The following is a 10,890-nucleotide window of genomic DNA, read 5'->3' as shown; positions in this document are numbered from 1 at the left end:
TCTACTCACAGGCCAGACTCAATGCCGTGGCACGAAGGCTGAACGAGCGCCCAAGGAAAACGCTGGACTATGAAACACCGGCTGAACGGTTCCATCGAACTATTGCATCGACCGGTTGAATTCGCCCTGACGAGCGGCCGTCCGGTTGCGACGCTTGCATTCGCTTCTGGCAGCGACGGTTTCTCGGTCGCGAGCGTGCCGGTTGCGAAAGATGCGGCAGTGCTAAGCGTGGATGCCCGGATCGATATCGGCAAGAATGGACGCCTCAGCATCGGATATTCGGGTTCGCTGGCTAGCCGGCAATCCGATCATACGGTGCAAGGCAATTTAAACTGGAAGTTCTGAAAAAGCGAACCTCATTGTCACCGAAATGGTTGCAACTAATGTGAGCCCGTATCGATGGAACGCAAGCCAGAGACCGATGATTGCAAGCTCGGTCGCAAGCAATGTGAGCCCACGGCTCGCCGTCAGTCGCAACCAATTCGAGCCGAAAAAGCCGATGATTGCGAGCCAGACTGGTTTCGATTGCAAGCCGCTACAACTACTCGTCCGATCTTGGCGCGCTTTTCGGTGCCATCGACGGACAGAAGTTCGCTGCCGCCACTCCGACCGCAAAGGCGAGGCACTCGCGCAAATATTTCGGTCGCGAACGGGGAGTCGTCGCCTTTACCTCCCTCACCAATCACGTTGCCACACTCACCAACCTCATCGGTGCGCACGAGCACGAAAACCATTACGTCTTCGACCTCTGTTATCACAACACGACCGATATCGCGCCGACGATTATCACCGGAGACATGCACAGCATCAACAAGATGAATTTCGCGGCCATGTACTGGTTCGAGATGGACTTTGCGCCGCGCTTCACCAACCTGCAAGCACAGCTAAAACATCTGTTTTGCGGCGACGACATCGAGCAGTACGACAATTTCCTGATCAAACCCGCTGGACAGATCGACTTGCTCGCCATCTGCGACGATCCGTGTGTCTTCGAACAGATCATCGCGTCACTCAGCGTGAAGGAAATGAGCCAGCAGGCACTGGTTCGCAAGCTTTGCGCATTGTCTCCACGTCACCGCACGCGCCGTGCCGTCTTCGAGTTCGATAAACTCGTGCGCAGCATCTACACGCTGCGCTACATGCGCGACCCGCAACTGCAGCGCAACGTCCATCGTTCGCAGAACCGGATCGAAGCGTATCATGCGCTGCGCGGCTTCATCGCCGAGGTCAGTGGCAGAAAGCACCTGATCGGCAAGACCGATCACGACATTGCGATCAATAACGAGTGCGGCCGGCTGCTGGCCAATGTCGTGACCGCCTTCAACTCGGTACTGCTTCGTCGGGATCTGTCGCAATAAGGCAGTCTGGTATGCTGACGGGCCTTAATGGGTGACTTGATCGATGACCGAGAAGCTGAGTCCGGGTGTGGGAAAAGTACTCAAACGCTTGCATTACCCGCTGGACGTGATGTTGCTGTGCGTTCGGTGGTACGTGGCCTATCCGCTGAGCCTGCGTCATCTCGAACAGATGATGGCCGAGCGCGGGGTTGCGGTCGATCATTCGACGGTTCATCGTTGGGCACTCAAACGGTTGCCGGTCCTGGAGAAGGCGTTTCGACAGTGCAAACGGACAGTCGGCAGCAGCTGGAGGATGGACGAGACCTACATTCGAATCAGGGGTGAGTGGCGGTATCTCTACCGGGGTCGACAAGGCAGGCAACACCGTTGATTTTCTGCTGCGAGCCCGACGGGACAAGGCTGCAGCCCGGGCCTGTTTCGAAAAGGCAATCGACCAGAATGGCGAACCCGAGACCGTGACGATCGACAAGAGCGGATCGAATCTGGCTGCCTTGCAAGCGATCAACGCCCCGCGGGATGTGCCGATCAAGGTCCGCCAGAAAAAGTATCTGAATAACATCATCGAACAGGATCATCGGGCGATCAAGCGCCGGACCCGACCGATGCTTGGATTCAAGAAATTTCGTTGTGCCCGCATCCTGTTGGGCGGCATCGAAGTTATGCACATGATCGTCAAGGGGCAGATGGACGATGGTGGTGTCGATCAGAATCCCGCACAGCAATTCTATTCACTGGCTGGATAAGTAGTCCGTATCGTATCGGGTCTTTACTAAACTCTCATTCTTGCCGCGACAGAACCTATAGCGGCGCACCCAACGCAGAATCGTCGTGTGAGCCAGCGACAACCCTCGCTCAGCCATCATCTCGACGAGATCGCGCAGGCTGAGTTTGTAGCGCAGATACCAGCGCACACAAAGAATGATCACCTCACGGTCAAAATGACGGCCAGCGAATAGCCCGTCCAGACTCTTCAGCGCTTGTTCATCGCGGCTTCTCAAATCGGTCAGGGCGACACTCTAACCGATCCTTGAGCGCTATTTGCACCACAACCAACCGAGGAGTGTTCACTGCAAATGAACCATCCCCGAATCCTCTTTCCGTCGACCAATTTGATCCGCAGGTTCACTCTCTCGATGGCGTGAAAGCTCTCTTCACGGGTCACACGGCCAACGGATTGGAGCGCATCCTGATCGATCTGTTTTGAGAGCAGGCGCCTTATCGCCTTCATGAAATCTCCTATGTGCATAATCGCACTCGGCTTTCTATCAAAGAAACTTTCAAAACGTATCAAAACAATTTGATTCCACAAAGTTACGTTTTTTGCATAAGATCGCGTCAAATTTAAGGCGCGCACGCTCTTTCGCTGGTCTGTCGTGGCCACAGGTCAGATCCATCTTCGATGTTTGACCTAGGACACGGCGATGCCAACCTTTATGCGATCCGGAGCGGGATGGCACTGCAAGGGCGACGACGTTTGCGTTCTATTAACAAATGACATTCCCTCACTCAGGCAGTAATCGAGGTGCTCGTGTCATCTCCCCTAGGCATAATCCATCACCCTTGCCGAACGGCGGCAGCCAGTCTGGGCAACTCAATCGGTGGGAACACATCACATTCCATGAGAAGAGATCGTAAGGTTTTGGGAGTTGTCGCGATGGCACTTCTAGCGGTTGGGTTGATCACCACGCACATCGTGTATGCGCAGGTAACGCTAAATTTCGTCAATGCAGACATCGATCAGGTGGCGAAGGCTATCGGAGCTGCGACCGGCAAAACTATCGTTGTTGACCCCCGTGTGAACGGACAACTGAATCTTGTGTCGGAAAATCCGGTGCCCGAGGACTTGGCTCTCAAGACGCTACAGTCATCGTTGCGTATGCAAGGGTTCTCTCTGGTTCAAGACCATGGTCTTCTGAAGGTGGTGCCCGAAGCCGATGCAAAGCTGCAGGGTGTCCCGACATATGTGGGCAACGTTGCACCTGCACGCGGCGATCAAGTTGTCACGCAGATATTTCATCTAAGAAACGCGTCGGCCAACAACGTTTTGCCTGTTGTGCGCTCCTTGATTTCACCAAACAACACGGTATCCGCCTATCCGTCGAATAACACAATCGTTGTCACCGATTACGCGGATAATGTACAGCGAATTGGACAGATCATCGCAGGCATTGACACACCGGGTCAGCACTCAGCAGTCGTCTTAATGAAAAACGCGAATGCGCTTGATGCGGCACCGCAACTCGCAAAGATGCTTGATCCTGGAGCAATTGGGAACACCGATGCCACGATGAAGGTTTTGGTTACCGCGGACGCACGCACCAATTCGATATTGGTGCGTGCGTCGAACGACGCAAGGCTATTAGAAGCGAAAAAACTGGCACAGCAACTGGATGCGCCGACTGCGCAACTTGGTAATATGCACGTTGTGCCGCTGCGTAACGCTAATGCGGTGAAGCTTGCAGAGACTCTGCGGGGAATGCTCGGCAAAGGCGGTGATACCGGTTCGAGCTCAAGCGAGGGCACAAATACAGGCAATCAGAATGCCGGTTCATCCTCGTCCTTCGGCAGCAATTCAACTGGCACATCAGGGATGCCGCCGTTACCCTCTGGCTCATCTTCATCGCCTCCCTTTGGTAGTTCACAGTCTGGTTCAAGTGGGACAAACAGTGCGGTTGGTCTACTTGGAAACGATAAAGATAAAAGCGATGATAATCAGCAAGGCGGGATGATCCAAGCGGATGCTGCGTCTAATTCATTAATTATCACGGCATCCGAGCCGGTATACCGTAATCTGCGTGCAGTTATCGACGAACTGGACTCCCGTCGCGCGCAGGTCTATATCGAAGCGCTTATTGTCGAACTGAATTCGGATACCAGCGCAAATCTTGGAATCCAGTGGCAGATCGGAAACAACACTGTCGTAGGCGGTACGAATCTATCGACCGGAAGCGGAAACAGCATCGTAAATTTGAGCGGTGCACTTGCGAATGGCGCAACTGGTCTCGCGACTGCAGGGCTATCGCAAGGGCTCAATATAGGTCTAGTACGCAATTTCCTCGGTGTGCAAGGTCTTGGCGCTCTGCTGCAAGCCTTTGCAAATTCCTCCGATGCAAACGTTCTTTCGACACCAAACCTCATCTCGCTTGACAATGAGGAAGCAAAAATTGTCGTCGGTACAAACGTGCCGGTTATAAGGGAATCCTATGCCAGTCTCACAAGTACCAGCGGCAGCAACCCGTCGACCCTTAACACTGTTGATCGGGTCGATGTCGGCTTGACGCTGGATATTAAACCGCAGATCACCGAGGGTGGCATCCTAAAATTACAGCTCGCTACGGAGATTTCCTCGATCGTAGGCGGCACGACCGACGTATCGACCAATCCAAACGGCCCACAATTCACTAAGCGCTCGATTCAATCTACTGTACTTGCAGACGATGGTGAGATTATTGTGTTAGGCGGCTTGATGCAGGACAATTATGCTGTTAGCAACAGCAAGGTACCGCTGCTTGGCGATATCCCGTGGCTCGGCCCGTTGTTCCGCTCCGAAAATAAAACCCGATCCAAAACCAATCTACTTGTATTCCTGCGCCCTGTCATTATCAGAGACCGGGCTACTGCTCTTGCGGTGACACAAAATCGCTACGATCACATTCAAGGTGTGCAGGGTGCATATAGATCGGATAACAATCTCATCAAGGATAAGGACGATCCGGTAGTTCCGCCGAGGCCGACAGGTCCAACTGAAGGGGGGGCAACGCTAAACCTTTTCGATCTTGACAGGATGCGCCGTCAGCAGGCAGCGCCTCAACAAACTCCAGCCCCGACCGGCGTGGAACAACCGTAAAACGAGAGGTCAAAATTGAGTGATATAGATCCTGACGCTGATTCATCGTGCTTTGTTGTAACATTTGAGTTGGATTCAAAGGGAGACAGCCGCGCAACATTGGCGTTTCCTGAGTCCGTTGTACGGATGAATGCGAATAATTTAAGTAAATTAATCGAGACATTAGGGCGCGTACGTCTGAATATGGTGCCGCAGATCGATACTGCGCCCCCCGACCTTAATCAGAAACTGGAGTCCGTTGCCTTTCCGCCGTGGCAGATTAGCCTAGAAACGATGACTGACGGTATCTTGCTCCATTTGCGGCACCCTGGGTTTGGCTGGCAGGGGTTCGTCATTAACGGAGACGACCTAATCGCCATGCGGGACACTATTTCAGACGCGATCGCCGAAATACAGGATCAGCCTGCCCGCCCCGCCAATTAGGGTTGTGTCGCGTTAAGGACGATGCGACGATCAGGCGCCTGAGATGAAGAGGATTGCTTACATCATGAGAGAATAGAATTGTTCGGCTGCAGTCGAGGCGACGCCATCGTCACACATCTGCCCCTTGCGGATCATGTGTGCGATCTCTATGCCAGACAGGATGATGCGCGCACAGCGGAAATCCTTGAACCCCATCATCGGTTTGATGATGCGTTTGATGGCACGGTGATCCTGCTCGACGACATTTGTTTTGCCGGACCTTGATCGGCGTTAAGCGCTCGGCATTGAGCGCTTCAAGCGCAGCCAGATTGGCGCCGCTCCTGTCCACGGTGATTGTCTCGGGCTCGCCGTTCTGTTCAATCGCCTTCTCGAAGTAGCGGCGCGCCGCGGCCTTGTCCCGATGGGCGCGCAGCAGGAAATCCACCGTGTTGCCCGCCTTGTCCACGGCACGGTACAAGTATTTCCAATGGCCTTTGACCTTGACATAGGTCTCATCGACGCGCCAGCTCTTGCTGACAGGCCGTTTGCGTTTGCGGAATGCTTTTTCAAACACCGCAGCAGCTTGATAACCCACCGGTGCACGCTCGAATGGTCCACCTCGATACCCCGCTCGGCCATCATTTCTTCGAGGTTTCGTAGACTCAGTGAGTACGCCACGTACCACCGGACGCACAGCAGGATCACGTCCAGCGGGTAGTGCAGCCGCTTCAGTACCTTGCCAATGCCAGCGGGCAGCGTCTTGCATGGCGTCTTCGTCTTTGTCATCATGCTTGTCATGCGTTGTCGTCGGCGGATTTTACTTGACCGCGTTATTGCGACAAAACCGTCCCGGCCGGTGTTATGCGGCCGCAGACGGCCATAAAGGATCATCCGACAGCACCATTCCCCGGAGGCTCAGGCGGCGGCTTCGCTCAACAATCGGCCATCTGGCTGCAGGCCACATATTTGGCGACATCATACGAAACCGCCTTTCATGCTTTCCCCAATGCGACTGTTTGCGCATGATCGGTTTTGAGCGTCGCAAACCGACGGTAGTCGTCCGCAAGCAACATGGGCTCTGACAACGACCGAGGGTAGCGCTAGTGCGGTGACGCACATATGACGAAGGTATCTACTCCAGAGATCACTCGGTTCCTATAATTTGGTCAGCCGAACTCTAGCGCACACACAGATACCGGCCAAGCATTTGAAGGTGGACTCTTTAATTTGCAAATTGAGAACATCGATACGTGCAGGTCACTTACTTGCGACCTCACAAATCAAGGTTCGCTAACTAGTGGAGAGGTCGATGATGCATCGCAGATCGCGCCGACTATTCTGCCGAGCTGGACTGGGCGGGATTCTGGTTTCAACTTCAATTTTCAACTTTGTGTGCGCCAAAGCCGTCCGTGCGCAGACCGCAGTTGAAAATCCGTCAGCCGGGGCGCTCCCCGAGAGAACCCCCGACGATTGGATGCTGGAGTGGCAAAAAAATAGTCTCAAAAATAAAGAGATTAAAAATCCTCTTGATGTACGTAGATTTAAAGACCCAATCTACGTGCTTCTTGGCCCCCTTGAATGGAAGCCGAACACACAGTCCCCCTTAGCACCCGTAAAAGTTCCGAGGGGCTTTGTAACTGACTTTGCATCGGTTCCTCGTGTTTTTTGGTCACTGTTCCGACCAGATGGAGACTATGCCTATGCCGCGGTAGTACATGATTATTTATATTGGCAACAAGATAGGCCTAAATCTGATGCGGACTTGATATTTCGTTCTGTCATGGATGATTTGAAGATAACAGACAGACAATCAGCTATTCTATACCATGCCGTCGACCTATTTGGAGGTGCGGCCTGGAGAGAAAATGCAAGGATCAAAGCTTCAGGCGAAAAAAGAATATTGTCTGAACTACCGTCCAGCTCCGATGTGACATGGGAAGAGTGGAAGTCTCGCCCAAATGTATTTTCCAATTCGTGAGACTGTGATGGAAAAGCAAATATATAAAATGTTTATTGCGATTTTTGCTGCAGCAACCGCCGCGGCCCTTTGTCTATCAGTTGCGAATGGAGAACCAGAAACGGAAAGCAGGAAATTCCTTGCGCTGGTAATTGGGAATTCGGCATACCAAGGCGGCATTCTGAATGGCCCTGATAACGATGCCAGAGATATGGCAAGTGCGCTGCATGATATTGGCTTCCAGATCAGTAATGACGGAAATATTCCGAATTTAAATCAGGCGTCCATGAATTCCGTCATTCAAAACTTCCTTGAGCGAGTGGATGAGAATACTGTTGCGATTGTCTACTATTCAGGTCATGGAATAGAAGATCCATTTTCCAAAAAAACTACCTTGTTCCGGTTGATGCCGATCTTAATGCATACGGAGATTTAGACAACAGCTTCTATCTTTGGACTGGATACGTACTCGCCTCGGTCAACGTGAAGCGCGAACTAAGATCATAATACTCGATGCATGTCGCGACATGCCGAAAGCATTGCGATTTAAGTCCCTAGGCGAGAGTGGCGGATTAAGTGAACTTAAGAACCTTAGGCCGGGAACGCGGGTCATCTATGCTACGTCACCTGATTTTCCCGCGCTGTCCGCACCCAACGGACAGCGTAACAGTATATTTACTGCCGCCTTACTGAAAGCGATTCGTGAGAAACCGGCGACCTTCAACGATGTCCTTGATAGAGCAGCAGAGATAACGTTGGAGGCGACCGGGAACAAGCAGTCTCCGTGGTCGACCGGGAATTTTTTGTCCTTTAAATTAGCACCGCAACTTCCGACAAATCCGCTTTCACAGTCGAAAGCGAATATCGTTCCGCGGACTAATAAATCCAATCAATCCCGTAGTAGCGATGCCTGTGTCGAGATAAGCGAACAAATCATTGTAAACGGTGTATCTATGTGGACAAAGAAATGTGTCCAATGAATTTAAATAGAGGAGGTCATATGAAAAAGCATATCGCGATCATTGTTTGCCTAGCCGTGATCGCAATGTTTTCTAGCTCGATGGTTTTTTGCTGACGAAATGTCAGACGCCAGAGCCGCTGCGCTGAAAATACTTGGCAAGCTCGAACAAAAACAAAATAAAGAGGTATGGAATGCAAACGTATCTGATTGGTTTAAGGAAAAAATGACCGAGGAGGCATTTCTCGCGAATATGACGTTGATTCAGGCGCAATTGGGTGGCATCGGCAACAACAGGAAATTGATTCAAGAGAATCAAGCGGATGGCGACCCGCGTAGTGGATATCAGGGCACCGTCTATTCATTTATGTTTTCCACTACATTTCCCGTCGCCAAGGTATATGAAATGATTATACTGATTCGTGAGGGAGGTAATTATAAAATTTCTGGGATCAACTATTTGCCAAACCCAAACTAAAAGAGTGGTTTAGTTGAAATTCCATCGAACAATTGCAACGCTCATGGTCCCCATCGACTGACTATGATGTGCCTTTACGTCAAGTAAAGATGAGTTCTTTCATTCTGTAGACGCCGCGGCCCATGACAAAAGATCAATTTGAAGCCGCTCTCAACGTGTGAGACATAGACCTCGGTGTAGCCGTACCGGTATCGGGGGAATGCCGGCGCGGACGACGACCGGAGCACTCTGTTAGCAGCCTTTGAGACCCGACCGTGCAGCTGGCGGCACCGGGTCGTCTGCTGCCATCTGGCGAATGCGCCACACCGGGTCGACCTGAGGCAAGACCGGCGCCGCTGCGAGCACGTCGTATGGTGTGCGAGATGCGATTAGACGGTTCTGTTGCAATAAGGCAGTCGGCTATGATGTTCGTAACAAGACGAACGACTGAAAGCTGGATGAAGACGCTGAATCCGACCGTGGCCCGCGTGCTCAAACGCCTGCATTACCCGCTTGATGTGATCCTGACTTGCGTGCGCTGGTATGTGGCCTATCCGCTCAGTCTGCGAAACCTGGAAGAAATGATGGCGGAGCGAGGCATCTCAGTGGATCATTCAACCGTGCATCGTTGGGCCCTCAAGCTGCTGCCGGTGCTGGAAAAGACGTTTCGTAGCCGCAAACGCCCCGTCGGCAAGAGTTGGCGCGTCGATGAGACCTACATTAAGGTCAATGGCCAATGGAAATACCTGTATCGCGCCGTCGACAAGGCTGGCAACACCATCGACTTCCTGCTGCGGGCCCATCGAGATAAGACTGCGGCGCGGCGATATTTCGAAAAATCGATCGCCCTCAATGGCGAACCCGAGACGGTGACTATCGACAAAAGCGGCGCGAATCTGGCCGCACTTGACGCCATCAACGCCGAGCGCGAAACCCCGATCAGGATCCGGCAGAACAAATACCTGAACAACCTCGTGGAACAGGACCATCGGGCGATCAAACGGATCATCAGACCAATGATGGGCTTCAAGAATTTTCGGTGTGCGCGCATCATTCTCTCTGGTATTGAGGTGATGCATATGATTCGCAAGGGGCAGATGAAAAACGACGGCGATGACCGAACGGCAGCCGCTCAGTTCTACTCGCTGGCGACATCAGCAATCCTATCTATATGGGAACAGGCTCGGTCTGCCATCCTTATCGCGACAGAACCGCCGGGACCGGCCCGCATGGTATCGATCAGTGGGCGGGCGCCGTTCAACCCTCGCCAAACCCGTCGTCCGGGTGCAGCGCTTCAAGCGGCTCGAGGCTCGTCCTCACCCGCGTGAGCTCCATGACAAATTCGTCAATCCGATCGAGCGCGTCCAGCACCCGATCGGGCAGTGTGCCTTCGCGGCGCGACGGCACCGATGGTGCGCCATTCAACACGCAATGCGCCATGCTGTGGATCTCCAGGATGTCGTCTCGTAACCCCTCGGGATCATGGAGTTGGGTGCGGATGCGATCGACGATATCAACTGCAGCCAGCAGGCGGGTTGTGTCGTAGCTCGATTCGAGCCGCTCGAGCGCAGCGGTGTCGACGTCGCCAAAATAAGTCGTAGTTGTGGCCGGGCGTGCAGTCATGAGCGGGACGCGTAGGTACGGGCAGTTTGACCGAACAGGGGGGCCCGGATCCAGGCTTCCGGCCGACGATCTAGATGTAGCTTATAGTGGCCGAAGCGTCGGATGTTGTGGGTCGGATACGGGCTCAAAAACTCAATGTCTTCGGCGCGCACTTTCTCGCCGTTTGCCGCCATCTCGCGTAGCGCCTGCATCATGTCCACCGTGTTCTGCAAGATCACGGCCGACGCGACGAGGTCGTTGTAGCGTAGTCGCTTCTGCTGCTCCTCTGGCTCGTTCTCGGCGATCACG

The 10,890-nt window shown here is 53.1% G+C and carries 11 protein-coding genes and 4 pseudogenes; 10 read left to right on the top strand and 5 right to left on the bottom strand.

Going from position 1 to position 10,890, the window contains the following annotated elements; genetic code table 11:
* Positions 1 to 117: 117 nt before the first annotated feature.
* The 3 genes and pseudogenes from AB4Y34_RS39270 to AB4Y34_RS39260 form a co-directional block, all read left to right on the top strand.
* Positions 118 to 345: pseudogene (locus AB4Y34_RS39270) on the top strand (hypothetical protein); the annotation flags it as partial.
* 158 nt (positions 346 to 503) lie between these two features.
* The gene (locus tag AB4Y34_RS39265) at positions 504 to 1,358 is read left to right on the top strand and encodes a Tn3 family transposase (RefSeq protein WP_176369602.1); all 855 of its coding nucleotides are present in this window, start codon (positions 504 to 506) and stop codon (positions 1,356 to 1,358) included.
* Positions 1,359 to 1,401: 43 nt separating this feature from the next.
* Positions 1,402 to 2,101, top strand: a protein-coding gene (locus AB4Y34_RS39260) for an IS6 family transposase (protein WP_368719072.1) whose coding sequence is annotated in 2 segments (ribosomal slippage) — positions 1,402 to 1,703 and positions 1,702 to 2,101 — 702 coding nt in all. Because the reading frame shifts where the segments join, the coding sequence is not laid out codon by codon here.
* 57 nt (positions 2,102 to 2,158) lie between these two features.
* Here the strand turns inward: AB4Y34_RS39260 and AB4Y34_RS39255 are convergent.
* Both AB4Y34_RS39255 and AB4Y34_RS39250 read right to left on the bottom strand, forming a co-directional pair.
* Positions 2,159 to 2,332 (bottom strand): annotated as a pseudogene (locus tag AB4Y34_RS39255) (IS6 family transposase); the annotation flags it as partial.
* A 29-nt stretch (positions 2,333 to 2,361) separates the two neighbouring features.
* Entirely contained in the window at positions 2,362 to 2,739 is a 378-nt protein-coding gene (locus AB4Y34_RS39250; RefSeq protein WP_368719071.1) for a hypothetical protein, read from the bottom strand.
* Positions 2,740 to 2,976: 237 nt separating this feature from the next.
* On the opposite strand from AB4Y34_RS39250, the gene gspD reads away from it, so the two are divergent.
* Complete coding sequence (gene gspD, locus AB4Y34_RS39245; protein WP_368719070.1) at positions 2,977 to 5,205, top strand: type II secretion system secretin GspD; 2,229 nt, start codon at positions 2,977 to 2,979, stop codon at positions 5,203 to 5,205.
* A gap of 15 nt (positions 5,206 to 5,220) precedes the next feature.
* Positions 5,221 to 5,628, top strand: a complete 408-nt coding sequence (locus AB4Y34_RS39240; protein WP_176112392.1) for a hypothetical protein — start codon at positions 5,221 to 5,223, stop codon at positions 5,626 to 5,628.
* Positions 5,629 to 5,685: 57 nt separating this feature from the next.
* On the opposite strand, the pseudogene AB4Y34_RS39235 reads toward AB4Y34_RS39240, so the two are convergent.
* Positions 5,686 to 6,396, bottom strand: a pseudogene (locus AB4Y34_RS39235) (IS6 family transposase).
* A gap of 520 nt (positions 6,397 to 6,916) precedes the next feature.
* Here AB4Y34_RS39235 and AB4Y34_RS39230 point away from each other — a divergent pair.
* From AB4Y34_RS39230 to AB4Y34_RS39210, 5 genes and pseudogenes are all read left to right on the top strand, one after another.
* Positions 6,917 to 7,585, top strand: a complete 669-nt coding sequence (locus tag AB4Y34_RS39230; RefSeq protein WP_368719069.1) for a DUF1353 domain-containing protein — start codon at positions 6,917 to 6,919, stop codon at positions 7,583 to 7,585.
* Between the two features lie 7 nt (positions 7,586 to 7,592).
* Positions 7,593 to 8,000 (top strand): caspase family protein, encoded by a 408-nt coding sequence (locus tag AB4Y34_RS39225; protein ID WP_176369606.1) that lies wholly within the window; start codon positions 7,593 to 7,595, stop codon positions 7,998 to 8,000.
* A gap of 16 nt (positions 8,001 to 8,016) precedes the next feature.
* Positions 8,017 to 8,544 (top strand): caspase family protein, encoded by a 528-nt coding sequence (locus tag AB4Y34_RS39220; protein WP_368719068.1) that lies wholly within the window; start codon positions 8,017 to 8,019, stop codon positions 8,542 to 8,544.
* A 99-nt stretch (positions 8,545 to 8,643) separates the two neighbouring features.
* Positions 8,644 to 9,000 carry a DUF4019 domain-containing protein gene (locus AB4Y34_RS39215; RefSeq protein ID WP_368719067.1) on the top strand — a complete coding sequence of 119 codons (357 nt, stop codon included), beginning with the start codon at positions 8,644 to 8,646 and terminating at the stop codon, positions 8,998 to 9,000.
* Between the two features lie 437 nt (positions 9,001 to 9,437).
* Positions 9,438 to 10,130 (top strand): annotated as a pseudogene (locus tag AB4Y34_RS39210) (IS6 family transposase); the annotation flags it as partial.
* Between the two features lie 106 nt (positions 10,131 to 10,236).
* Here AB4Y34_RS39210 and tnpC read toward each other — a convergent pair.
* Both tnpC and AB4Y34_RS39200 read right to left on the bottom strand, forming a co-directional pair.
* On the bottom strand, positions 10,237 to 10,602 hold the full coding sequence (tnpC, locus tag AB4Y34_RS39205) for a Tn3 family transposase post-transcriptional regulator TnpC (protein WP_368719066.1): 366 nt from the start codon (positions 10,600 to 10,602) through the stop codon (positions 10,237 to 10,239).
* Positions 10,599 to 10,890 (bottom strand): Tn3 family transposase (locus tag AB4Y34_RS39200; RefSeq protein WP_368719065.1); only part of this gene is annotated, 292 nt, incomplete at its 5' end. The genes AB4Y34_RS39200 and tnpC, both read right to left, overlap by 4 nt.

It is taken from the genome of Paraburkholderia sp. BR10954 (genome assembly GCF_040965775.1).
Classification (GTDB): domain Bacteria; phylum Pseudomonadota; class Gammaproteobacteria; order Burkholderiales; family Burkholderiaceae; genus Paraburkholderia; species Paraburkholderia youngii.
This window is presented reverse-complemented; position numbering and strand designations above follow the sequence as displayed.